This is a genomic window from Streptomyces griseobrunneus (genome assembly GCF_046713465.1).
Lineage (GTDB): Bacteria > Actinomycetota > Actinomycetes > Streptomycetales > Streptomycetaceae > Streptomyces > Streptomyces microflavus.
Window position 1 is genome coordinate 5,895,128 of sequence record NZ_CP177080.1, and the last position, 23,404, is coordinate 5,918,531.

General features: G+C 73.2%; 19 protein-coding genes. 12 read left to right on the forward strand and 7 right to left on the reverse strand.

What is annotated here, in order from left to right; translation table 11 throughout:
* Window positions 1-250 precede the first annotated feature (250 nt).
* Window positions 251-868, reverse strand: a complete 618-nt coding sequence (locus ACK8N7_RS26855) for a TetR family transcriptional regulator (RefSeq protein ID WP_032753073.1) — start codon at window positions 866-868, stop codon at window positions 251-253.
* A gap of 293 nt (window positions 869-1,161) precedes the next feature.
* Between ACK8N7_RS26855 and ACK8N7_RS26860 the strand changes: the two genes are divergently transcribed.
* From ACK8N7_RS26860 to ACK8N7_RS26870, 3 genes are all read left to right on the forward strand, one after another.
* Window positions 1,162-2,478, forward strand: a complete 1,317-nt coding sequence (locus ACK8N7_RS26860; RefSeq protein ID WP_500444370.1) for a glycosyltransferase family 4 protein — start codon at window positions 1,162-1,164, stop codon at window positions 2,476-2,478.
* A gap of 115 nt (window positions 2,479-2,593) precedes the next feature.
* Window positions 2,594-3,325, forward strand: coding sequence for a class I SAM-dependent methyltransferase (locus ACK8N7_RS26865; protein WP_403208546.1), 732 nt, complete (start codon window positions 2,594-2,596; stop codon window positions 3,323-3,325).
* Entirely contained in the window at window positions 3,322-4,395 is a 1,074-nt protein-coding gene (locus ACK8N7_RS26870; protein ID WP_403208548.1) for a prenyltransferase/squalene oxidase repeat-containing protein, read from the forward strand. Before ACK8N7_RS26865 ends, ACK8N7_RS26870 begins: the two co-directional genes overlap by 4 nt.
* Window positions 4,396-4,444: 49 nt before the next feature.
* On the opposite strand, the gene ACK8N7_RS26875 is transcribed toward ACK8N7_RS26870, so the two are convergent.
* Window positions 4,445-4,735: a hypothetical protein gene (locus ACK8N7_RS26875; protein WP_403208550.1), complete on the reverse strand. Its 291-nt coding sequence runs from the start codon at window positions 4,733-4,735 to the stop codon at window positions 4,445-4,447.
* Between the two features lie 137 nt (window positions 4,736-4,872).
* Here ACK8N7_RS26875 and ACK8N7_RS26880 point away from each other — a divergent pair, with 137 nt between their 5' ends.
* Both ACK8N7_RS26880 and ACK8N7_RS26885 read left to right on the forward strand, forming a co-directional pair.
* Window positions 4,873-5,451, forward strand: coding sequence for a hypothetical protein (locus ACK8N7_RS26880; protein ID WP_500444371.1), 579 nt, complete (start codon window positions 4,873-4,875; stop codon window positions 5,449-5,451).
* A 76-nt stretch (window positions 5,452-5,527) separates the two neighbouring features.
* A complete protein-coding gene (locus tag ACK8N7_RS26885) occupies window positions 5,528-6,307 on the forward strand; it encodes a maleylpyruvate isomerase family mycothiol-dependent enzyme (protein WP_403208554.1) in 780 nt (259 codons plus the stop codon).
* A 15-nt stretch (window positions 6,308-6,322) separates the two neighbouring features.
* On the opposite strand, the gene ACK8N7_RS26890 is transcribed toward ACK8N7_RS26885, so the two are convergent.
* The 5 genes from ACK8N7_RS26890 to ACK8N7_RS26910 all read right to left on the reverse strand — a co-directional run bounded on the left by ACK8N7_RS26890 (window position 6,323) and on the right by ACK8N7_RS26910 (window position 11,730).
* Window positions 6,323-7,333, reverse strand: coding sequence for an LLM class F420-dependent oxidoreductase (locus ACK8N7_RS26890; protein WP_403208556.1), 1,011 nt, complete (start codon window positions 7,331-7,333; stop codon window positions 6,323-6,325).
* Between the two features lie 115 nt (window positions 7,334-7,448).
* A complete protein-coding gene (locus ACK8N7_RS26895; protein WP_403208558.1) occupies window positions 7,449-8,270 on the reverse strand; it encodes a DUF5336 domain-containing protein in 822 nt (273 codons plus the stop codon).
* Window positions 8,271-8,550: 280 nt separating this feature from the next.
* Window positions 8,551-9,441 carry an N-acetylmuramoyl-L-alanine amidase gene (locus tag ACK8N7_RS26900; protein ID WP_403208561.1) on the reverse strand — a complete coding sequence of 297 codons (891 nt, stop codon included), beginning with the start codon at window positions 9,439-9,441 and terminating at the stop codon, window positions 8,551-8,553.
* A 40-nt stretch (window positions 9,442-9,481) separates the two neighbouring features.
* Window positions 9,482-10,129, reverse strand: coding sequence for a class I SAM-dependent methyltransferase (locus tag ACK8N7_RS26905; RefSeq protein ID WP_403208563.1), 648 nt, complete (start codon window positions 10,127-10,129; stop codon window positions 9,482-9,484).
* 53 nt (window positions 10,130-10,182) lie between these two features.
* Window positions 10,183-11,730 carry an MFS transporter gene (locus tag ACK8N7_RS26910; protein WP_403208565.1) on the reverse strand — a complete coding sequence of 516 codons (1,548 nt, stop codon included), beginning with the start codon at window positions 11,728-11,730 and terminating at the stop codon, window positions 10,183-10,185.
* Window positions 11,731-11,996: 266 nt separating this feature from the next.
* Here ACK8N7_RS26910 and ACK8N7_RS26915 point away from each other — a divergent pair, with 266 nt between their 5' ends.
* From ACK8N7_RS26915 to ACK8N7_RS26945, 7 genes are all read left to right on the forward strand, one after another.
* The gene (locus tag ACK8N7_RS26915) at window positions 11,997-13,376 is read left to right on the forward strand and encodes a nitrate/nitrite transporter (RefSeq protein WP_500444372.1); all 1,380 of its coding nucleotides are present in this window, start codon (window positions 11,997-11,999) and stop codon (window positions 13,374-13,376) included.
* The gene (locus ACK8N7_RS26920) at window positions 13,366-15,471 is read left to right on the forward strand and encodes a molybdopterin oxidoreductase family protein (protein ID WP_500444373.1); all 2,106 of its coding nucleotides are present in this window, start codon (window positions 13,366-13,368) and stop codon (window positions 15,469-15,471) included. The genes ACK8N7_RS26915 and ACK8N7_RS26920 overlap by 11 nt, the downstream gene beginning before the upstream one ends.
* Window positions 15,468-16,871, forward strand: a complete 1,404-nt coding sequence (locus tag ACK8N7_RS26925; protein ID WP_500444374.1) for an FAD-dependent oxidoreductase — start codon at window positions 15,468-15,470, stop codon at window positions 16,869-16,871. The genes ACK8N7_RS26920 and ACK8N7_RS26925 overlap by 4 nt, the downstream gene beginning before the upstream one ends.
* A gap of 94 nt (window positions 16,872-16,965) precedes the next feature.
* On the forward strand, window positions 16,966-18,183 hold the full coding sequence (locus tag ACK8N7_RS26930) for an NAD(P)/FAD-dependent oxidoreductase (protein WP_500444375.1): 1,218 nt from the start codon (window positions 16,966-16,968) through the stop codon (window positions 18,181-18,183).
* An 86-nt stretch (window positions 18,184-18,269) separates the two neighbouring features.
* Complete coding sequence (locus tag ACK8N7_RS26935; RefSeq protein ID WP_500444376.1) at window positions 18,270-20,471, forward strand: acyl-CoA dehydrogenase family protein; 2,202 nt, start codon at window positions 18,270-18,272, stop codon at window positions 20,469-20,471.
* 28 nt (window positions 20,472-20,499) lie between these two features.
* Window positions 20,500-21,690: a lipid-transfer protein gene (locus ACK8N7_RS26940; protein ID WP_403208577.1), complete on the forward strand. Its 1,191-nt coding sequence runs from the start codon at window positions 20,500-20,502 to the stop codon at window positions 21,688-21,690.
* A 93-nt stretch (window positions 21,691-21,783) separates the two neighbouring features.
* Window positions 21,784-23,265: an MFS transporter gene (locus ACK8N7_RS26945; protein ID WP_500444377.1), complete on the forward strand. Its 1,482-nt coding sequence runs from the start codon at window positions 21,784-21,786 to the stop codon at window positions 23,263-23,265.
* Window positions 23,266-23,404 lie beyond the last annotated feature (139 nt).

Genomic DNA, 23,404 nt, shown 5'->3' on the forward strand with positions numbered 1-23,404 from the left:
TGTCATACCTCGTGGTCAGCCGGGCCGGTGTGCCGGTGGTGCCTGTGCCTGGGCCTCTGCCTGTTGCCGCCTCCGTGCCGTCCACCGTCCGGCGGTCCGGGCGGGCTTCGTTGCGGGGGCAGGTGCGCGTCCCCGCCCGTTTCGATGATCCGCAACCCAGGATCGACGCCGCCTTCGGAGTGGCGTGATGCGCCTTCTGCTCGATAACACGCACGGGGTGCGGGCCGGGCGGCCGCCCGCCGTACGGGGCTCAGCCCCGTCCCGCCCCCGGTTCCGCCGTCAGGTCGATCAGGCGGCAGACCGTCTCGATGTCGATCTTGACCTGGGCGATCGACGCCCGGCCCGACAGCCATGTGATCAGCGCCGAGTGCCAGGTGTGCTCGATGACCCGGACCGCCGAGAGCTGCTCCGGGGTCGGGTGCTCCAGGCCCATCGCGTCCAGGATGATCGCCGTCGTGAGGCGGGACACCGTGTCCACCTCCGGGCTCACGCTGCGGTCCGCGAAGGTGAGGGCGCGGACCATGGCGTCCGCGAGGTGCGGTTCGCGCTGGAGGGCGCGGAAGGCGCGCATCAGGGTCTCGGCGACCCGCTGGGCCGCGTCGTCCCCGGCCGGCGGGCGTTTGCGGAGCGTGGAGTGCATGTGCTGGAGCTGGTCCTGCATGGTGGCGACCAGCAGGTGGATCTTGGAGGGGAAGTAGCGGTAGAGCGTGCCGAGCGCGACCCCGGCCGCCTCGGCCACCTCGCGCATCTGCACCGCCTCGAAACCGCCCCGGCTCGCGAGCTGCGCGCTGGCGTGCAGGATGCGGCGGCGACGGGCCTCCTGCCGCTCGGTCAGCGGAGGCGCTGCCGGTCTGGCGTCCGCGGTCATGCTGTCCCCATCCGCGATCCGTACGTGGTCATGCTGTCCCCGTTCACGATCCGTGATCCGCGATCCGTGATGCGTCTCCATGCGTTCCGCACCCGGGCGGACGAAGCGCATGCGTCCGGGCGCGCACAGCATGCCAGGGCGTCCGTCGTGGCGCGAATCACCTGATCCGGACCTCACGCCGACGCTACCTGCCGGTAGATTCGATGCACGTCGAACGATCAAGTCTGAAACTTGTTCTAGATTAGCGCTACCGGTTACGCTCCGGCGAACACGCAGTCAGAAGGGGGCCGAGTGTGACCGCTGAGGCCATTGAAACGGGCCCCCGCACGGGCGACAGCAGCTTCTCCGCCGGGGCCGGCAACCGGCCGCTGCGCATCGCGCTCCTCACGTACAAGGGCAACCCGTTCTGCGGCGGGCAGGGTGTGTACGTCCGCCACCTCGGGCGCGAGCTCGTGCGGCTGGGTCACAGCGTCGAGGTCATCGGCGCGCAGCCCTACCCCGTGCTCGACGAGGGCGTCCCGCTCACCGAGCTGCCCAGCCTGGACCTGTACCGGCAGCCCGACCCCTTCCGCACCCCGAAGCGCGGCGAGTTCCGGGACTGGGTCGACCTCGCCGAGGTCGCCACCATGTGGACCGGCGGCTTCCCCGAGCCCCTCACCTTCAGCCTCCGCGCCCGCCGCCATCTCCTGGCCCGGCGCGGCGAGTTCGACGTCGTCCACGACAACCAGACCCTCGGTTACGGGCTCCTCGGCGACCTCGGGGCCCCGCTCGTGACGACGATCCACCACCCCATCACCGTGGACCGCAGGCTCGACCTGGAGGCCGCCACCAGCCGCCGCCGGCGCGCCTCCGTACGCCGCTGGTACGCCTTCACCCGGATGCAGAAGCGGGTCGCCCGCAAGCTGCCCGCCGTCCTCACCGTCTCCGGCTCCTCCCGCGACGAGATCGTCGAGGACCTCGGCGTACGCCCGGACCGGATCAGCGTCGTCCACATCGGTGCCGACACCGACCTGTGGTCGCCCGACCCCTCCGTCGCCGAGGTGCCGGGCCGCATCGTCACCACCTCCAGCGCCGACGTCCCGCTCAAGGGCCTCGTCCACCTCGTCGACGCGCTCGCCAAGCTCCGTACGGAGAACCCCGCCGCCCACCTCGTCGTCGTCGGCAAGCGCGCCGAGGACGGGCCGGTCGCCCGGGCCATAGAGCGGCACGGGCTCACCGACGCCGTCGAGTTCGTCAAGGGCATCAGCGACGCCGAGCTGGTCGACCTCGTGCGCAGCGCCCAGGTCGCCTGTGTGCCGTCGCTGTACGAGGGGTTCTCGCTGCCCGCCGCCGAGGCCATGGCCACCGGCACGCCCCTGGTCGCCACCACCGGCGGCGCGATCCCCGAGGTCTCCGGCCGCGACGGGGAGACCTGCCTCGCCGTGGCCCCCGGTGACCCGGACGCGCTGGCCGGGGCGCTGGCCCGGCTGCTGGCCGACCCGGAGCTGCGCGCCCGCCTCGGCGCGGCGGGCCGGGAGCGGGTGCTGGCCAACTTCACCTGGGCCAGCGCGGCCGCCGGAACGGCCGAGCTGTACCGTCAGGCGATCGCCGCCCGCGGAGCCCGCAGGTGAGTGCGCCGTACCCGCAGGTGACCGCGTTCTACCCACAGGTGACGGCGATCCCGTTCACCGGCACCCGTAACCCGCTTTTCTGAACCCGTACCTCCGACCTCGAAGGCAGGCCCTCGTGCTGACCGTCGACTTCACCCGCTTCCCGCTCGCCGCCGGCGACCGAGTGCTCGACCTGGGCTGCGGTGCCGGCCGGCATGCCTTCGAGTGTTACCGGCGCGGTGCGCAGGTCGTCGCCCTCGACCAGAACGGCGAGGAGATCCGCGAGGTCGCCAAGTGGTTCGCCGCGATGAAGGAGGCCGGGGAGGCCCCCGAGGGCGCCACCGCCACCGCGATGGAGGGCGACGCCCTCAACCTGCCCTTCCCCGACGACTCCTTCGACGTCGTGATCATCTCCGAGGTCATGGAGCACATCCCGGACGACAAGGGCGTCCTCGCCGAGATGGTCCGGGTCCTCAGGCCGGGCGGCCGGATCGCCATCACCGTCCCGCGCTACGGCCCCGAGAAGATCTGCTGGACCCTCTCCGACGCCTACCACGAGGTCGAGGGCGGCCACATCCGCATCTACAAGGCCGACCAGCTCCTCGCCCGCATCCGCGAGGCCGGACTCAAGCCGTACGGCACCCACCACGCCCACGCCCTGCACTCGCCGTACTGGTGGCTGAAGTGCGCCTTCGGCGTCGACAACGATCGTGCGCTGCCGGTGCGGGCGTACCACAAGCTGCTCGTCTGGGACATCATGAAGAAGCCGCTCGCCACCCGGGTCGCCGAGCAGCTGCTCAACCCGGTCGTCGGCAAGAGCTTCGTCGCGTACGCCACCAAGCCGCATCTTCCGAAGGCCGAGGCGTGAGCACTCCCGAACAGACCGAGCACCTTGTCCTTCCCGGGGTCCTGACCGCCGCCGAGGCCGCCGAGACGGTCGCCGCGCTCGCCGCCGTACAGTGCGAGGACGGGGCGCTGCCCTGGTTCCGGGGCCACCACCTCGACCCGTGGGACCACACCGAGGCCGCGATGGCGCTGGACGCGGCCGGCGAGCACGAGGCGGCGGAGCGCGCCTACGAGTGGCTGGCCCGCCACCAGAACCCGGACGGCTCCTGGTACGCCGCCTACCACGACGGCGACCCGCAGCAGCCCACCGACCGCAGCCGTGAGACCAACTTCTGCGCGTACGTGGCCGTCGGTGTCTGGCACCACTACCTCGCCACCGGCGACGACGCGTTCGTCGACCGGATGTGGCCCACGGTCTTCGCCGCGATCGAGTTCGTGCTCCGACTCCAGCAGCCCGGCGGGCAGATCGGGTGGAAGCGGGAGGCCGACGGCACGCCGGTGAACGACGCGCTGCTGACCGGTTCGTCCTCCGTGCACCAGGCGTTGCGCTGCGCGCTCGCCATCGCGGAGCGGCGCGAAGAGCCGCAGCCCGACTGGGAGTTGGCGACCGGGGCGCTGGCCCACGCGATCCGCAACCACCCCGAGCGCTTCCTCGACAAGAACCGCTACTCGATGGACTGGTACTACCCGGTCCTCGGCGGCGCCGTCACCGGGGCCGAGGCCACCGCCCGCATCCAGGAGGGCTGGGACCGCTTCGTCGTTCCCGGTCTCGGGGTGCGCTGCGTGCTGCCCAACCCCTGGGTCACCGGCGGCGAGAGCTGCGAACTCGCCCTCGCCCTCTGGGTGACGGGGGAGTCGGACCGGGCCCTGGAGATCCTCCAGTCCGTCCAGCACCTGCGCGCCGAGGGCGGGCTGTACTGGACGGGGTACGTCTTCGAGGGCAACAAGGCCTTCTGGCCCGAGGAGCTCACCACCTGGACGGCGGGCTCCCTGCTGCTGGCGGTGGCCGCACTCGGGGGGGACGAGGCGACCACCGCGGTCTTCTCCGGGGAGCGGCTGCCGGTCGGGCTGGAACCGGACTGCTGCCGCTGAGCGTTCAGGTGCGGACCGGACCCGCTGGCGCGGGGCCGGTCCGCGACCGTCAGCGGCGGATCCGGCCCGCCACCGCGTGTCCGATGAACAGGTAGACCACGGCCGCGAGACCGTAACCGGCCACGACCCGCGCCCATGCCGCGTCGAATGTGAACAGGTCGTAGGACCAGCCGGCCAGCCAGGTCGCGGCGTCGTGCACCCACTGCACGAAGTCGTTGCCCCGGTTGGCATCCAGCAGGTACATCAGGATCCAGAGAATGATGATGAAGGCCAGGATGTCGGCCACCACGGCGATGATCCTCGCCGCTGAACTGCTGCCTGAACGGGTTCTGGGAGACATGGGATCCTGGTTACCGCTTTACCCAGAGTGAAACCCGAATGGCGGTACCGGGTGGCGCACTCTGCGGGGCCGGGCGAGTCTGACCGGGAGTGCCGAGGTCCGTCACTCCCCGTGACGCGCCCTGCCGGGAGGCCGCCGTGACCCGTTCCGTACCGCTCCGCCGGCTGCTGGTGGCGCTCCTGCTGTCCTGCACCTTGCTGGTCTCCGCCACCGCCTGCGGCGACTCCGGCGACTCGGGCAGTGCGACCGGTACCGGGGCCAGTACCTCCGCGTCCGCCTCCGTGGCCAGCCCGTCCGCCTCCACCGAGAAGCAGCGGCTCGCCAAGACCCGCTTCGTGGCCAACGCCGGGCTCGCGGCCGGGGCGACGTATCAGTGGATCGTGAAGCCGTACCGCGCCGGCACCTTCAAGAAGGGGGCCGAGGGGCGCACCTTCGCCCTCGTGAAGGCGGGGCTCGCGGGCGGGTTCGCGTACAACCGGCTCAAGGCGGCCACGGAGAACGCCAAGGGCGACCCGCTGCTCTCCAAGGCAGTCGCCCCGCTCACGGCCGGGATCGAGTCCCTCAAGGGGATGGCCACCAAGCTCCGCAACGGTCAGGCGGGCGAGGGGGACATCGGCGCGTTCGAGAGCGTCATCGACAGCATCAAGAGCGCCGGGAAGGGCGCGGGCGCCGAGGTGCAGGACAAGGTTCCCTCCACCTCGCAGCTGACCGGATAGGGCCGCCCGGCAGCTCTCCAACGCGCGGCGGGATATTGATGTGATCAAGTTCCGTGGCGCGGCTAGGGTCCCCGGCATGACCCTTCTTTCTTACGACCGTTACTGCGACGAGATCCTGGCCCAGACCGACGCCCTGCGCGCGACGATCGAGGGCGCGGATCTCACCGCGACCGTCCCCTCCTGCCCCGACTGGAACCTGCGGCAGCTCGCCGTGCACGTCGGCGGCGCCCACCGCTGGGTCGGGGAGATCGTCCGCGGCCGGGCCACCGAGGACGTGCCCGAGGAGAAGGTGCCGGGGTTCGAGGGGCCCGTGAGCGACGACCCGGCCGCCCTGGACGCCTGGCTCGCCGAGGGGGCGGCCGCCACCGTCGAGGCGCTGCGGGAGGCGGGGCCGGACGCCGAGGTGTGGACCTGGGCGTGGGAGCGGCGTACCACCTTCTGGGCGCGGCGCATGGCGCACGAGACGGTGGTGCACCGGGCGGACGCGGCGCTCGCCGCGCAGGTCCCGTACACGGTCGACCCCGAGGTGGCCGCCGACACCATCGACGAATGGCTGCGGATCGTCTCCTTCGCCCAGGAGGGCGGCGACCCGGAGGCGGACGAACTGCGCGGCGGCGGGCGCTCGTTGCACCTGCACGCCACCGACGTACCCGGTGCGGAGTGGCTGATCGAGTTCGGCGAGGACCGCTTCACCTGGCGGCACGCGCACGAGAAGGCGACGGTCGCGCTGCGCGGCCCGCTCACCGACCTGATGCTCGTCTTCAACCGCCGCCTGGAGCCGGGCAGTGAGCGGGTCGAGGTGCTCGGCGACGCGGAACTGCTGGACTTCTGGCTGGACCGGTCGTCGTTCGGCTGAGCGGCGGGCGGCCGCTCAGTTGTTGAGCTCCGCCAGGACCCGCAGCGTGTGCGGGTCCGGGGCGGTGACCAGCAGGTCGGTCACCGGGCCCTTGCGCCACTCCGCCAGCTTCTCCGCGATCCGGGCGCGCGGGCCGATGAGGGAGATCTCGTCGGCGAACACGTCCGGCACCGCGTGCACCGCCTCCTCCTTGCGGCCCTGGAGGAACAGCTCCTGGATCCGCCGGGCCTCCTCCTCGAACCCCATCCGCGCCATCAGATCCGCGTGGAAGTTGCGGGCCGCGTGCCCCATCCCGCCGATGTAGAAGCCGAGCATCGCCTTCACCGGCAGCAGCCCCTCCGCCACGTCGTCGCAGACGTGTGCGCGGGCCATCGGCGCGACCATGAAGCCCTCGCGGAGTCCGGCGAGCGAGGCCTCGTACACGTCCGTGCGCCGTGGCGACCAGTACAGCGGCAGCCAGCCGTCCGCGATCTCCACCGTCTGCGCGATGTTCTTCGGGCCCTCCGCGCCCAGCAGGACGGGGAGCGAGGCCCGCAGCGGGTGCGTGATCGGCTTCAGCGGCTTGCCGAGGCCGGTGGCGTCCGGCCCGGTGTACGGGTGGGAGTGGAAACGGCCCGCCACCTCGACCGGAGCCTGCCGGGCCAGCACCTGGCGGATCACCTCGACGTATTCGCGGGTCGCCGTGAGGGGGCTCTTCGGGAACGGGCGGCCGTACCACCCCTCCACCACCTGCGGCCCGGACAGGCCGAGGCCGAGCAGCAGCCGGCCGCCCGAGAGGTGGTCCAGGGTCAGCGCGTGCATGGCCGTCGCGGTCGGCGTACGGGCCGCCATCTGCGCGATGCCGGTGCCCAGCCGGATCCGGGAGGTGTGGGCGGCGATCCAGGTCAGCGGGGTGAAGGCGTCCGAGCCCCATGCCTCCGCCGTCCACACCGAGTCGTAGCCGAGCCGCTCCGCCTCCTGGGTGAGGGCGAGGTGGCCGGGGTCCGGGCCGCGGCCCCAGTATCCGAGTGCGAGTCCGAGCCGCATTCCGTTGCCTCCGGCCGTGGGTGACGATCCGTCAGGTGATGGCGGTGCGGGACGGACTGTACGACAACGGCCCCCCGCCCGGAAGGGCGAGGGGCCGCGGTGCGGCGGTTGCGGATCAGCCGCGCTGGATGCCCGTGGTGTCCTGGAGCACACCGCGACGGCCGTCCTGGGTCTGGGCGATGAGGCCCTGACCGCGCTGCTCGACCGCGAGGTACCAGGTGCCCGGCGCCAGCTCGGCGATCGGGTTCGGCGCGCCGTCCTCGCCGTACAGCGGACGGGCCACCGGCACGGCGAACCAGAACGGGGTGAAGTCGCCCGCCGGAGCCGCGCCGCCCTGCGGGGCGGCCTGCTGGGCCTGGGCGGCCTGCGCCTGCGCGGGGTCGCCCTGACCGGGCTGGCCCGGCTGGCCACCGGTCTGCGCGCCGGGGTAGCCGTACCCCTGGCTCGGCTGGGCGCCGTAGGGCTGCTGCTGGGCGCCCGGGTAGCCGTAGCCCTGGCCGGGCTGGCCAGCGTACGGCGGCTGCACGGCCTGCGGCGGCTTCGGAGCGCCGGTCAGCGGGGCCTTGAGCGCGGGGACCAGCGGGCCGGCGACCGTACCCGCGGCGAGCACGATGGCCGCCAGCAGGCCGAGGATCAGGCCGGCACCGGCGTCACCGGCGTCGATGGTCGTCCAGAAGGCGGTCCACAGCGCGAAGACGGTGAACGCGGCCCCGAACTGGCCGAGGTCGAGCCCCACGACCTTGCGGGGCGCCAGCCGGCCGACGATCACCAGCGCCGCACCGATGATGCCGGCGAGGAAGACGCTCATCAGGAGCCCGAGCGAGTCCCAGGCGTTCGGGCTGCTGAAACGGGAGCAGTCCACGCCGGAGGGGCAGTCGTAGCCGGAGAGGTCGAGGAAAGAGGCGATGAACAGCACGACCGCTGCTCCGATCACCACGCCGTCGCCTCGAGTGAGGGAGCGGATATTCACGTGAAGGTCCTTAGTCGGTCGTCTCGTCGGGGCGGTCGTCGCTGCCGCCTGTGCGGCGGGTACGGCACGAAGCTCGGGGGTGGCTCCCCATCGTACGGATGAATCTATCGTCTGCCCGGTCGGGTCGCCCCCGTGCCCGGTTCTTGGACCGTTATCCCCCCAATATCCCCGCAGACCCGCCCCTTCGGGCGGGCAGGCCCTGTCCCTTCGGACGGGCAGCAGCCTCGCCCCTTCAGGTGGGCGGGCCCTATCCCTTCAGGTGGTCGGCGATGCCGTCCGCCATCCCCTGAGCCGCCTTCTGCCGCCAACTCGCGCTGGTGAGCAGGGCCGCGTCCTTCGGGTCACGCATATTGCCGCATTCCACGAAGACTTTGGGCACAGTTGACAGATTCAGTCCGCCGAGGTCATTACGGGTGTCCAGTCCGGTACCGCCACCGATGTAGTTGGAGGGGGCGCTTCCGGTCGTGCGGACGAAGTGCCCGGCGATCCGGGCCCCGAGATCGGCCGAACTCTTCACGATCTTCGAGGTGTCCGCCCCGCCGCCCTTCACCGCCGCGGGCAGGATCACATGGAAGCCCCGGTTGCCCACCGTCGATCCGTCCGCGTGCACCGAGACCACCGCGTCGGCCTTCGCCTCGTTGCCGATCCGGGCCCGCTCGTCGATGCAGGGCCCGAACGGCCGGTCCTCGTCGTGCGTCAGCAGGACCCGCGCCCCCTGTGCCCGCAGCAACTCCCGCAGCCGGTGCGACACATCGAGGGTGAACCGGGCCTCCGGGTAACCGGCGTCCGTCGACGTACCGGTCGTGTCGCACTCCTTGCGCCCGGTGCCGATGTCGACCTTCTCGTTGATCTCCTTCGTGTGCTCGCGGTTACGGGGGTTGTGGCCCGGGTCGATCACCACGGTCCGGCCGGTCAGCGGGCCCTGGGGCAGCGGCTCGGTGGGGGAGGGGGATGCGGTGGGCGTCGCGGAGGAGGAGCCGCCCGCGCCGGGCCGGGGCGAGGCGGCGCCCGTCCCGTCCGCCGGGTCCGGGGAGCCGCCGCACCCGGCGACGGTCGTCAGGCAGAGCGCGGCCAGCGCGGCGGCCAGGAGAAGGGGCCGGGCGCGGCGGGTGGGGGGAACGCTGTCGTCGTACGGCACGCGGCGATGCTATCCGCACGGGCAGGAGGGCAGCGGAACCTCAGATGCCCGGGCCCGTGCGCCGCAGCACGCGCAGCGAGTCCGTCACGGACACCTCGGTGAACGCCCCCGAGGCCAGCGCCCGCCGGTACACCCGGTACGGGGCCTGCCCGCCGTCGGCCGGGTCGGGGAACACGTCGTGGATCACCAGGAGCCCGCCCTCGGCCACATGCGGGGCCCAGCCCTCGTAGTCGCCGTTCGCGTGCTCGTCGGTGTGCCCGCCGTCGATGAAGACCAGGCCGAGCGGCCCGGCCCAGACGGCGGCGACCTGCGGGGAGCGGCCGACGAGCGCCACCACGTGCTCCTCCAGACCGGCCCGGTGCAGGGTGCGGCGGAACGTCGGCAGGGTGTCCATCAGCCCGACCTCGGGGTCCACCACGCTCGGGTCGTGGTACTCCCAGCCCGGCTGCTGCTCCTCGCTGCCCCGGTGGTGGTCCACGGTCAGGGCCCCCACCCCGGCCGCCCGGGCCGCGTCGGCCAGCAGGATCGTGGAGCGCCCGCAGTACGTGCCCACCTCCAGCAGGGGCAGCCCCAGCGCCCCGGCACCGGTGGCGGCCGCGTAGAGGGCGAGCCCCTCGTGGACCGGCATGAAGCCCTTGGCGGCCTCGAACGCGGCGAGCACTTCCGGGGAGGGAGCGGCGGCGGTCACGGGGTTCCTCCAGGTGGGGCGGGTCTGCACAGGGCATACGGCAGCGGGTCTGCCTACGACGGCGCTCCATCGTGCCGTACGTTCCGGCCCGTGCTCCCGGCGGGGGCCGCCCCCACCGGGGTGACGGCCGGAGCGGGCCCGGTGTCCGCGCTGCTCGCCAGGAGCACCGGGTGCGCGGAGGGCCGCTGCGAGGGCAGGAACGCCGCCAGCACCAGGCCGATCAGCACCGCGCCCGTGGCGATCAGGAACGAGATCCGGAACCCCTCCATGGACGGCACCTGCACCGAGCCCATCGTCACGGAGGTGTTGGCCAGCACCATGCCGATGACGGCGCTCGACACCGACGTACCGATGGAGCGCATGAGGGTGTTGAGGCCGTTGGCCGCGCCGGTCTCCGACGGGTCGACGGCACCGATGATCAGGGCGGGCAGCGAGGAGTAGGCGAGGCCGATCCCGGCGCCGAGGACGACCGCGATCAGCACGGTCTGCCAGGGGGCGCTGAGCAGCCCGAGCCCGGCCCCGTAACCGATCGCGATGATCACCATGCCGAGCATCAGCGTGGTCCTGGGGCCCCGGCGGGCCGAGATCCGGGCGTAGAGCGGGGCGACGAACATCATCGTCACGCCCAGCGGGGCCACGCAGAGCCCGGCGACCACCATCGACTGCCCGAGGCCGTAACCGGTGGACGTGGGCAGCTGGAGCAGTTGCGGCAGGACCAGGGAGACCGCGTAGAAGGCCACCCCGACCATGATCGAGGCCAGGTTGGTGAGCAGCACCTCGCGGCGGGCGGTAGTGCGCAGATCGACCAGGGGCGCCGGGGTGCGCAGTTCGAACAGGCCCCACAGCACCAGGACGGAGACGGACGCGGCGAGCAGTCCGAGGGTGGGGGCCGAGGACCAGCCCCAGTCGCCGCCCTTGGTGACCGGCAGGAGAAGGAGGACCAGGCCGAGCGAGAGCCCGAAGGCGCCGATGAAGTCGAAGGTGCCGGGGGCGCGCAGCGGCGGCTCGGGGACCAGCGCGTACGTGAGCGCCATCGCGAGCAGGCCGAGGCCGGCCGAGCCGAGGAAGAGCGCGTGCCAGTCGGCGTGCTGGGCGACCAGTGCGGCGGCGGGCAGGGCGAGGCCGCCGCCCACCCCGATCGAGGAGCTCATCAGTGCCATCGCCGAGCCGAGCTTCTCGCGCGGCAGCTCGTCACGCATGATGCCGATGCCCAGCGGGATGGCGCCCATGGCGAAGCCCTGCAGCGCGCGGCCGGTGATCATCACGACCAGGTCGTCGGTGGACGCGCAGATCAGCGAGCCGGCCACCATGACGGCGAGCGAGGCGAGCAGCATCCTGCGCTTGCCGTAGAGGTCACCGAGCCGGCCCATGATAGGGGTCGAGACGGCACCCGCCAGCAGGGTCGCGGTCATGACCCAGGTGGCGTTGGCCGGGTCGGTGCTCAGCAGGACCGGCAGGTCCTTGATGACGGGGACGAGCAGGGTCTGCATGACCGCGACGGTGATCCCCGCGAAGGCGAGGACGGGCACGATGGGGCCGGAGCGTTCTTTCGGCGGCTCGGGGAGTTCCCCTGCGTGCCGTATCTGTTTCGTCCGTCGCATACGTGGGGCCTCCGGGCAGAGTCGATCACCCGGGCTCCCCCCAAGTGTGTGCATGGTGAACGCTTCGTGGGCGCGGAGTATTTCCGTCGCCGGGAGACAGAAGGACGAGGGCTCCTTTCCCTCTGTCCCTCACGCCGGCGGTCGGCGTGAGGGCGATGCGGCGACGTGACGAACAAGCAGGTGCGTTATTGACCCCTGTGCGCCGTGATCGCCAGGATCTCCGGAACGGTGAACCACGCCCCTCCGACACAGGAGACCCCACGGACATGAAGACCCGACGGTCCGCTTCCGGACGGTGGATCCAGGACTGGGAGCCGGAGAACGAGGAGTTCTGGGAACGCGCGGGCCGGAAGATCGCCCGCCGCAACCTGGTGATATCCGTCCTGTCCGAGCACATCGGCTTCTCCGTATGGAGCCTGTGGTCGGTGCTCGTGCTGTTCATGTCGCCCGATATCGGCCTGGGCTTCGCCCCGGAGGAGAAGTTCCTCCTGGTGGTCGTCCCCACCCTCGTCGGGGCCGTGCTGAGGTTGCCGTACAGCTACGCGGTGACCCGCTTCGGCGGCCGCAACTGGACGGTGTTCGCCTCCGCCGTGCTCCTCGTGCCGACGGTCCTCGCCCTCGTCTTCGTCCAGCGGCCCGGAACCCCCCTGTGGGTGTTCCTGCTGATCGGCGCCACGGCGGGCGTGGGAGGCGCCAACTTCGCCTCCTCCATGACCAACATCACGATCTTCTACCCGCAGCGGCACCAGGGCTGGGCGCTCGGCGTGAACGCGGGCGGCGGCAATCTCGGCGTCGCCGTGATCCAGATACTGGGCCTGCTGGTCATCGCCACCGCCGGGAACACCCACCCCTCGTACGTGATCGCCCTCTACCTGCCGCTCATCGTGATCGTGTCCGTGCTGTCGGCCCTGCGGATGGACAACGTCGATGCCGTGCGCGCGGAACCGGGCGCTCTGCGCGAGGCGGCCGGCAGCCGTCACACCTGGTGGATATCCGTCCTCTACATCGGCACCTTCGGCTCGTTCATCGGTTTCGGCTTCGCCTTCGGCCTCGTCCTGCAGAGCGAGTTCGGGTCCACCCCGCTGGAAGCCGCCTCCGTCACCTTCCTCGGCCCCCTGCTCGGATCCCTCGCCCGGCCGTTCGGCGGCAGGATGGCCGACCGGTGGGGCGGCGCACGCGTCACCGTGGTGACCTTCGCCGGACTGGCCGGGGGCACCGGCCTGCTGCTGATCGCGTCCCGGGCCGGTTCCTTCGCCCTGTTCGTCGCCGGCTTCACCGTCCTGTTCGTCCTCAGCGGCTTCGGCAACGGCTCGACGTACAAGATGATCCCCGCCGTGTTCGCCCAGGAGGCGGAGGAAGCCATCACCTCCGGTGCCGGCGCTCCGCAGGCCTTCGCGCGGGCACGCAGGGTCTCGGGCGCGGTCATCGGCATCGCCGGGGCCGTCGGCGCACTCGGCGGCGTCGCCGTCAACCTGGTCTTCCGGGCCTCGTACCAGGACGGAGGCAGCGGCGACACCGCCTTCCTCTGCTTCCTCGCCTTCTACGCCCTGTGCGTCCTGATCCTCCTGCGGGTCTACCTGCGCCGCGAGCGCACCGCGCCCTCGGCTCCCCGCCCGGCCCGCCCCCGGACCTCCCGTGTCCGCTGACCGGACGCGGGGCCCCGGGGCGGAGGTCGCCACCCACTGTGCCTACTGCGCCCTGCAGTGCGGCACCCTGCTGCGCCCCAGCGGGCCGGGCGTCGAGCTGGAACCGTCCCCCGACTTCCCGGTGAACCGGGGCGGACTGTGCCAGAAGGGCTGGACCGCCCCCGCGCTGCTCACCGCCCCCGACCGGCTGCGCAGCCCCCTGGTGAGGAGGCCCGGCGGTGAACTCGCCCCGGCCGGCTGGGACGAGGCCCTGGACCTGATCGTCGCGCGCCTGGACCGGGTGCGTGAGACGTACGGACCCGATGGCGTGGGTGTGTTCGGCGGTGGCGGCCTGACCAACGAAAAGGCCTACGCCCTGGGCAAGTTCGCCCGGGTCGCGCTCGGCACCAGCCAGATCGACTACAACGGCCGCTTCTGCATGTCCTCCGCCGCGGCCGCCGGCAACGCCGCCTTCGGCCTCGACCGGGGCCTGCCGTTCCCCGTCACCGACCTCGGCGACGCCGACGTCGTCCTGCTGGCCGGAGCCAACCCGGCGGAGACCATGCCTCCGCTGATGCGGCATCTGGTCCACCCCCGGCTGATCGTCATCGACCCCCGCCGCACCCGCACCGCCGAGCAGGCGGCACTGCACCTCCAGCCCGCCCCCGGCACCGATCTCGCCCTCGCGCTCGGCCTGTTGCACCTCGCGGTGACCGGGAACCACCTGGACAAGGAGTACCTCGACACCCGCACCACCGGAATCGACGCCGCCTGGCAGTACGCCCTGCCCTGGTGGCCCGAGCGCGTCGAGCAGGTCACCGGCGTCCCCGTCGAGGACCAGCGGACCGCCGTACGCATGCTCGCCGAAGCCGGCCGGCGCTACCTCCTCACCGGGCGCGGAGTGGAGCAGCACAGCAAGGGGACCGACACCACCGCGGCCTTCATCAACCTGGCCCTCGCCCTGGGCCTGCCCGGCCGGACCGGCAGCGGATACGGCTGTCTCACCGGCCAGGGCAACGGCCAGGGCGGCCGCGAACACGGGCAGAAGGCCGACCAGTTGCCCGGCTACCGCATGATCACCGATCCGGCGGCGCGGGCCCACGTCGCCGGGGTCTGGGGGGTCGATCCGGCGTCCCTGCCCGGCCCCGGCCGCAGCGCGTACGAGCTCCTGGACGCCCTGGGCACCCCCGGCGGACCGCGGGCCCTGCTGGTCTTCGGCTCGAACCCGGTCGTCTCGGCCCCCAACGCCGCCCACATAGCGCGGCGCCTGGCCGCGCTCGACCTGCTGGTGGTGGCCGACCTGGTGCCGTCCGAGACCACCGAACTCGCCGACGTGGTCCTGCCCGTGGCCCAGTGGGCCGAGGAGGACGGCACGACGACCAGCCTCGAAGGACGCGTCCTGCGCCGCCGGGCCGCCCTCACCCCGCCCGTCGGCGTCCGCACCGACCTGGAGGTCCTGCACGGCCTCGCGGTGCGGATGGGACAGCCCGCCCACCGCTTCCCCGTCTCGCCCCGCACCGTCTTCGACGAGCTGCGCCGGGCCTCCAGCGGCGGCCGGGCCGACTACGCGGGCATCAGCTACGAACGGCTCGACGCCGGGGAGGCGCTGTACTGGCCCTGCCCGGACGCCCCCGACGGGAACCACCCGGGCACGCCCCGGCTCTTCCTGGACCGGTTCGCCCACGCTGACGGCCGGGCGCGCCTGGCCCCCGTGGAGCACCGGGCCGCCGCCGAGACGCCCGACACCCACTACCCGCTCCACGCCACCACCGGCCGGGTGCTCGCCCATTACCAGTCCGGGGCCCAGACCCGCCGCGTCCCCGAACTCCTGGCCGCCGCGCCCGGGACGCACGTCGAGATCCACCCCGGCACCGCGGCCCGCTTCGGGCTGACCGAGGGCGCCCTGGCCGAGGTCACCTCGGCGCGCGGTTCCACGGTCGCCCGGGTCCGCCTCGTCCCCACCCTGCGGACCGACACCGTCTTCCTGCCCTTCCACTTCCCGGGTGCGGGCCGGGCCAACCTGCTGACCGGACCGGCCCTCGACCCGGTCAGCGGCATGCCCGAGTTCAAGGTGTGCGCGGTACGCGTCGCACCCTGGCAGGAGCCGCAGGCATGAGGGCGACGACTGCCGGCACCGCGACCGCCGCCGACGGCAGGAGGGCCGTCACCGTCATCGGCTACGGACCCGCCGCCCACCGCCTGGTCCAGCGGCTGCGCCACCACGGCCACCGGGGCCCCGTCACCGTGTTCGGTGCCGAGCCGCAACCCGCTTACCAGCGAGCCCAGTTGATCTCCGTCCTCGACGGCACCCTGCCCGCCGAGGCCCTGACCCTCGCCCCGCTCCCGGATGGCGTGGAGGTCCGTACCGGAACCCGGATCACCGCGGTGGACCCGCGCCGCCGCCTCGTCCGCGGCGAGGACGGCGCCGAACACCCCTACGACATCCTGGTGCTGGCCACCGGCTCCCGGCCGGTCCTGCCGCAGCTGGCCGGTGCCGGCCGGCGCGCCCCCGGCCTCCGGGCCCCGCACACGCTCACGGGCGCCCGGCCGGTCACCCAAGGGCCCGTCGTCGTGGTCGGCGGCGGGCTGCGCGGCACCGAGACCGCGTACGCGCTCGGCCGCGCCCGACACGACGTCACCCTCGTCCACCCCGGCGCCCACCCGATGCACCGACTGCTCGACGGACGGGCCGGGGCCCTCGTGACGGTCACACTCCGGGAGGCCGGTGCGGTGGTGGAGACCGGGCGCCGGGTCGTCGCCGTGGAACCCGGCAAGGCCCTCCTGGACGACGGACGGCTGCTGGCCGCCGGGACCCTGCTGCTGTGCACCGGCACCGTGCCCGACACCGCACTCGCCCGCACCGCCCGGCTGGCCGTCCGCCACGGCATCGTCGTGGACGGCCGGCTGCGCACCAGCGACCCGTACATCTACGCCCTGGGTGACTGCGCCCGGGCCGCCGGCCGCCACCACGGCACCCTGGAGTCCGCCTGGGACGAGGCGGACGCCCTGGCCCGGACGCTCTGCGGCGCCGACGGCAGCCCCGCCGGCGCCCGGCACGTCGTCCGGCCCCGGCTGCCCGCACTCGCTGTGCTGGGCCCGCCGGACGCGCTGCACGCACCCGGGGACCAGGACGAACACGTCGTGCTGTCCGACCCTGCCCGAGGGCGCTACGGGCGCCTCGTGCTGCGCGAGGGCCGGGTGCGGGCCGGCGTCCTGGTGGGCCTGGACCGGGCCGTCGCCACCGTCGGCCGTCTGTACGCCGAGGACCGTCCGCTGCCCCCGGACCGGCTCGCCCTGCTGCTGGGCGCCGACGAGGAGTACACGAGGGCGTCGGCGCTCCCGGACACGGCGGTGGTGTGCCAGTGCAACAACGTCACCAGGAAGGACCTCCGGCAGGCGTGGCGGCAGGGCGCGCACGACCTTCCCGCCATCGCCGCTGCCACCCGCGCCACCACCGGCTGCGGCACCTGCGCGGAGGCCGTCCGCCGCATCTGCGAGACGGCCTCCGCATCGTGAGGGGGACCTGGTACGCGCCCGGCGGTCGGCCCGCCGTGAGAGGGGCCGGGTGCGCGCCCGACGGCCGCCGCACCGCCGTGAAGGGACCCCGGACATGACCCGCACCCTGGTTGTCGTCGGCCACGGCCCGGCCGGACACCGGCTGGTCGAGGAGGTCCGGGCCGGCGACCGGTCGGGCCGTTGGCGGATCGTGGTCGTGGCGGAGGAACCCCGGCCCGCCTACGACCGCGTCTCCCTCTCCTCCTACCTCGACGGGAGGACCGCCGCCGACCTCGACCTCACCACGCCCCGGCTGCGCGCCGACCCCCTGGTGGACCTGCGGCTGAACACGCGAGCGGTCCGCCTGGACCGCGGATCCCGCACCGTGACCTGTGCCGACTCCACGGCCCTGGAGTACGACGCGCTCGTCCTGGCCACCGGCTCACGCCCGTTCGTACCGCCCGTGCCGGGCCGGGACCTCGCCGGCTGCTTCACCTACCGCACGATCGAGGACCTCGACGCGCTCCGGGCCGCCGTGAGACCCGGGGAGCCCGGTGTCGTCGTCGGCGGCGGCCTGCTGGGGCTGGAGGCCGCGCGGGCGCTGCGCCTGCTCGGGGCGCGGCCGCACGTGGTGGAGATGGCCCCGCACCTGATGCCCCTCCAGGTCGACGAGGGCGGCGGCAGGGTCCTCGCCCGGCTGGTGGGCGCGCTGGGGGTCGGCGTGCACTGCGGCCGCGGCCTCGCCTCGCTCCACGGGGGCCCCGACGGCCGGGTGCGGGCGGTGACCCTGTCGGACGGCACCGAACTGCCCGCCTCCACGGTCGTGTTCTCCGCCGGGGTGCGACCGCGCGACGAACTGGCCCGCTCCGCCGGGCTCGAACGTGCCGGGCGCGGTGGGTTCCTCGTGGACGAGCGGTGCCGTACGGCCGACGAGCGCGTGTGGGCCGTGGGGGAGTGCGCGGCGGTGCTCGGCCGCTGCTACGGCCTGGCCGCACCCGGCTACCGGATGGCGGAGGCGGTCGCGCGGCAGCTGCTGGGCTCCCCGTCCGCCGCTTTCCCCGGCGCGGACATGTCGGCGAAGCTCAAGGTCCTGGGCGTGGAGGTGGCCGGCTTCGGTGACGTACACGCCCGGACCGAGGGGGCCGTGGAGTTCGTCCGGGAGGACCGGGCCGCCGGGACGTACGGAAAGCTGGTCCTCGCCCCGGACGGGCGGACCCTGCTCGGCGGAGTCCTCGCGGGCGACACCGCCGGCTACGCGGTGCTCCGCACCCTGCTCGGCCACGAACTCACCGCCCCGGCCGAACTCCTGCTGGCCGGTGAGACAACTCTCTGAACGATTAAGGCATCTGACCTTCCGTCAGAATGGAACGTGTTCTACTCTTGCCGCCGTTCCAGTGGCTGCGACCGGCGAGGATCCGCATGGGCATCGGCACGGGCATCGGCATCAGCGAGGAGCACCGCGCGCTGGCGCTCTCCGTACAGGGGTGGCTGGCGCGGGCCGTCCCGCCCGGCGAGGTGCGCAAGCTCCTCGACGCGGGGAGCCCGGCCGCCTCCGGGGTGCGCCCCGCCCACTGGGAGGCGCTCGCCGGGCAGGGGCTGACCGGGATCCATCTGCCCGAGGAGTACGGGGGCGGGGGCGGCGATCTCCTGGACCTTGCCGTGGTCCTGGAGGAGGCCGCCTACGCCTCGCTGCCGGGGCCCTACCTCGCCACCGCTCTCGTGGGCGCGGTGGTGCGGCGGGCGGCGGGCCCCGGGACCGGTGACCTGATCCGGGGCCTCACCTCGGGGGACCGTACCGCCGCACTCGCCCTCACCCCCGGCACCCTCACCGCCACCCCGGCCCCCGGCGGCCACCGCCTCGACGGGACAGCCCCACCCGTCCTCTCCGCCGAGGCGGCCGACCTGCTGCTCCTGCCCGCCGCCGACGCGTCCGGTGGTGTGGTCTGGTTCCTCGTGGACGCCGGGGCCGACGGGCTCACCGTGCGCCCGCACCGCAGCGTCGACCCGACCCGGCCCACAGCGGAGGTGCGGGCCGAGGCCGTTCACGTACAGGAGCAGCGGGTTCTGCCCCTCGATCCCGCTCTCGTCCGCGACCTGGCCGCCGTCCTCCTCGCCGCCGACGCCTGCGGCACCGCCGCCCGGAGCCTGGACACGGCCGTCGGACACGCCGCCGTACGCGAACAGTTCGGGCGGCCCATCGGGGCGTTCCAGGCCGTCAAGCACCTCTGCGCCGACATGCTCGTCCGCTTGGAGCAGGCCCGCGCCCTGACCTGGGACGCGGCCCGCGCCGCCGACGAGAAGCCTGAGGTGCGCGGGCTCACCGCCGCCCTCGCCGCCGCCACCGCACCGGAGGCCGCGTACAGCTGTGCCAAGGACGCCATCCAGATCCTCGGCGGCATCGGGTTCACCTGGGAGCACGACGCCCACCTCCAGCTGCGCCGGGCCGTCCTCGCCCGGCAGCTCCTCGGCACCGCCGACACCCACCGGCTGCGCGCCGCCCGGCTCGCCGAGGCCGGCGCCCGCCGTGAACTCTCCCTCGAACTCCCCGCCGAGGCCGCCCGCCACCGCGCCGAGGCCCGCCCCCACCTCGCCGCAGTCCGTGGCCTGGCGCCCCGCGAGGCCCGCCGCGCCCTCGCCGCCACCGGCTACGCCGCCCCGCACCTCCCCGCCCCGTACGGCCTGGGCGCGGGCCCCGTACAACAGCTGGCCATCCAGCAGGAGTCGAGCGAGCACGGCATCCGGCTCAGCGACCTCTCCATCGCCACCTGGGTCGTGCCGTCGCTCATCGCGTACGGGACCGAGGCGCAGCGCGAGCGCTATCTGCCGGCCACCCTGCGCGGCGACCTCCAGTGGTGCCAGCTCTTCTCCGAACCCGACGCCGGATCCGACCTCGCCGCCCTGCGCACCCGTGCCGTACGGACCGCCGAGGGGTGGCGGATCACCGGGCAGAAGGTCTGGACGAGCGCCGCCCGCACCGCCGACCACGGCATCCTGCTCGCCCGCACCGACCCGGACGCCCCCAAGCACCGGGGGCTCACCTACTTCCTGGTCGACATGAACAGGGCCGAAGGCATCGACATCCGGCCGCTGAAGGAGATCACCGGCGAGGCCCTCTTCAACGAGGTGTACTTCGACGACGTGCTTCTCCCCGCCGACGCCGTCGTCGGCGAGGTCGGCGGCGGCTGGCGGGTCGCCCGCAACACGCTCGGCAACGAACGCGTCCACATGGCCGACCAGATGACCTTCGACAGCGGGCTGGAGGTTCTGATCGCGCGCTCCGCCGGGTTCGACGACACGACCCGTACCCGGATCGGCGCGCTCACCGCCGAGGCCCACGCACTCGCCTGCATCGGGCTGCGCACCACCCTCCAGCAGGTCTCCGGCCTCGAACCGGGCGCCGGGGCCTCCGTACGCAAGCTCGTCCAGACCGTCCACCAGCAGAAGACCGCCGAACTCACCCTCGAACTCCTCGGCCCGGACGGCGCGGTGGACGAGCCGGCGGCCGGTGAGCGGGCCCTCCACGGATTTCTGATGTCCCGCTGCCTGACCATCGCGGGCGGCACCACCCAGATCCAGCTCAACGTCGTCGCCGAACGGATCCTCGGCCTCCCCCGGGACTGACCGCACAAGACCAAAGAGGAGTCGGAAGATGAAGGCCTACATCGTCGGCGTCGGCATGACGAAGTTCGAGAAGCCCGAGACCCGCGACTGGCAGTACTGGGACATGGTCCGTGAGGCGGGCACCGCCGCGCTGGAGGACGCGGGGGTCCGGTACGACCAGGTCGAACAGGTCCCCGTCGGCTACTGCTTCCAGGCTTCCACCGCAGGACAGCGGGCCGTCTACGAGCTGGGGCTGACCGGCGTCCCCGTCTACAACGTCAACAACAACTGTGCCACCGGCTCCACCGCCCTGATGCTGGCCCGGCAGTTCGTGGAGGGCGGCGGCAGCGACTGCGTCCTCGCGGTCGGCTTCGAGAAGATGGCGCGGGGCTCGCTGGGCGGTGGTACGGAAGGCGGCGGGGACTTCGCCTCCTCGCCCGTCGCCCGGCACTACGGGATCATGGCGGCCGCCCACGGCTTCGAGATGTCCCCGCCCACCGCTCAGATCTTCGGCAACGCGGCCCGCGAGCACATGCAGCGGTACGGGACCACGCCCGCGCAGCTCGCGGCGGTCGGGGCCAAGAACCACCAGCACTCGGTGGACAACCCGTACGCCCAGTTCCAGGACCCGTACACGGTGGAGGAGATCCTCGCCGCCCGTACCGTCCACGACCCCCTCACCAAGCTCCAGTGCTCACCCACCTCCGACGGAGCGGCGGCGGCCGTGGTCGTCTCCGAGCGGTTCGTGGAGCGCCACGGCCTGGGGGAGCGGGCCGTGGAGATCGCCGCCCAGGCCATGACCACCGACACGGGCGCCTCCTTCGCCTCCGGCACCTGCATCGACGCGGTCGGCGCCCCGATGTCCCGGGCCGCCGCCCGGCAGGTCTACGAGAGCTCCGGCCTCGGGCCCGGGGACCTGGACGTGATCGAGCTGCATGACTGCTTCTCCATCAACGAGCTCCTCACCTACGAGGCGCTCGGCCTCTGCGGCGAGGGGGAGTCCGGCAAGCTCGTGGAGTCCGGGGCGACGACGTACGGCGGGCGGTGGGTGGTGAACCCGTCGGGCGGGCTGATCTCCAAGGGCCACCCGCTGGGCGCGACGGGGATCGCCCAGGCCGCCGAGCTGACCTGGCAGCTGCGCGGCGAGGCGGGCCCACGCCAGGTGCCGGGCGCCCGCACCGGCCTCGCGCACAACATCGGGCTGGGCGGGGCGGCGGTGGTCACGCTGCTGCGGAGGTGAGGCACCCGGAGGCCAGGACTTCCGACCTAGGACGGCCCGGACCCAGGATCTCCGACCGATACCCGATGTACGGGGCATCCACTACCTGCGACCATGACCGGCATGGCAGATGTCCCCGCACCCGCGTCCCCCCGTACCGCCCGCTCCCGGATACCCACCGGCGCGTGGGCCGTCGTGCTCGCCGCCTGTACGGGGCAGTTCCTCGTCGTCCTCGATGTGTCCGTGGTCAACGTGGCGCTGCCCTCCATGCGGGCCGACCTGGGGCTGAGCCACGGCGCGCTCCAGTGGGTCGTCAACGCCTACTCGATCGCGTTCGCCGGGTTCATGCTGCTGGGCGGGCGGGCCGCCGACATCTACGGGCGCAAGCGGATGTTCCTCGTCGGGCTCGGCGTATTCACCGCCGCCTCCCTCGCGGGCGGCTTCGCCCAGGAGGGCTGGCAGCTCCTCGCGGCCCGCGCCGCGCAAGGGCTCGGGGCCGCCGTCCTGGCCCCCGCCACCCTGACCATCCTGACGGCCGCCGTGCCCGAGGGGCCCGCCCGGACCAAGGCGATAGCCACCTGGATGGCGGTCGGCGCGGGCGGCGGGGCAGCCGGCGGCCTCATCGGCGGGGTCCTCACCGACGCCCTCTCCTGGCGCTGGGTCCTCCTGATCAACGTGCCGATCGGCGCCCTCGTCCTGGTCGCCGCCGCCCTGTGGATCACCGAGGGCCGGGCGGGCGACCGCCGCCGCATCGACCTGCTGGGGGCCGTCCTCGTCACGGCGGGCCTCGCCACCGTCGCGTACGGCATCGTCCAGACCGAGGCCGAGGGCTGGACGGCCGCCGCCACCCTCGTACCGCTGCTCTCCGGGGTGGTGCTGCTGGCCGCGTTCGTCCTGGTCGAGGCGCGGACGGCGGTCCCGCTGATCCCGCTGCGGGTGTTCGGCGTACGGGCCGTCTCCTCGGCCAACGTGTCGATGTTCCTCATGGGGTCGGCGACCTTCTCCATGTGGTATTTCATGACCGTCTACGCGCAGAACGTGCTGGGCTACTCGCCGTTGGAGGCCGGTCTCGCCCTGATGCCGACCTCGGCCGCCGTCATCATCGGCTCCAAGGCCGCACCCCGGATCATGGCGCGCACGGGGGCCAAGACCCTCGCCGTCGCCGGTGTGCTGATCACCGCCGCGGGCTTCGGCTGGCAGTCCACCATGGGCGTCGACGGCTCCTACCTGACCGCGATCTGCCTGCCGGGTGTCCTGATGATGGCCGGTGCCGGGCTGGCCTCCACCCCGCTGGCCACGCTCGCCACCTCCGGCGCGGCCGCCGGGGACGCCGGACTCGTCTCCGGCCTGGTCAACACCTCCCGCACCATGGGCGGCGCGCTCGGCCTCGCGGTGCTCTCCACCGTCGCCGCGGCCCGTACGGCGGGCTCGGTCGACCCGGCCGAGGTCACCGCCGGGTATGCGACGGCCTTCCGTACGGCGTGCGGGGTGCTGCTGCTCGGGGTGCTGGTGATGCTGGCGTGGCTGCCGAACCACCGGACGACCCGCGTACGGGAGGAGCAGGCGGCGAAGGTGAAGGCGCAGGAGCGGGTCTGAGCACCCGTACCTGACATGGCGTCAGCAGTCTTCCCAACTTCCGGGGGCTGCGTTATACATGGGCCATCGGCTAGAACGCGTTCTAGAACAGCGCGCCCTGCCGGTCCCCGCACGGCCTCGGTGCGGTCGGCGGTGCGGA

Excerpts from the sequence above, each read along its gene's own strand:
- ACK8N7_RS26855 (WP_032753073.1), bottom strand. The coding sequence starts at position 868 with ATGACCGCGGACGCCAGACCGGCAGCGCCTCCGCTGACCGAGCGGCAG.
- ACK8N7_RS26875 (WP_403208550.1), bottom strand. The coding sequence starts at position 4,735 with ATGTCTCCCAGAACCCGTTCAGGCAGCAGTTCAGCGGCGAGGATCATC.
- ACK8N7_RS26885 (WP_403208554.1), top strand. The coding sequence starts at position 5,528 with ATGACCCTTCTTTCTTACGACCGTTACTGCGACGAGATCCTGGCCCAG.
- ACK8N7_RS26890 (WP_403208556.1), bottom strand. The coding sequence starts at position 7,333 with ATGCGGCTCGGACTCGCACTCGGATACTGGGGCCGCGGCCCGGACCCC.
- ACK8N7_RS26910 (WP_403208565.1), bottom strand. The coding sequence starts at position 11,730 with ATGCGACGGACGAAACAGATACGGCACGCAGGGGAACTCCCCGAGCCG.
- ACK8N7_RS26915 (WP_500444372.1), top strand. The coding sequence starts at position 11,997 with ATGAAGACCCGACGGTCCGCTTCCGGACGGTGGATCCAGGACTGGGAG.
- ACK8N7_RS26925 (WP_500444374.1), top strand. The coding sequence starts at position 15,468 with ATGAGGGCGACGACTGCCGGCACCGCGACCGCCGCCGACGGCAGGAGG.
- ACK8N7_RS26930 (WP_500444375.1), top strand. The coding sequence starts at position 16,966 with ATGACCCGCACCCTGGTTGTCGTCGGCCACGGCCCGGCCGGACACCGG.
- ACK8N7_RS26935 (WP_500444376.1), top strand. The coding sequence starts at position 18,270 with ATGGGCATCGGCACGGGCATCGGCATCAGCGAGGAGCACCGCGCGCTG.
- ACK8N7_RS26940 (WP_403208577.1), top strand. The coding sequence starts at position 20,500 with ATGAAGGCCTACATCGTCGGCGTCGGCATGACGAAGTTCGAGAAGCCC.
- ACK8N7_RS26945 (WP_500444377.1), top strand. The coding sequence starts at position 21,784 with ATGACCGGCATGGCAGATGTCCCCGCACCCGCGTCCCCCCGTACCGCC.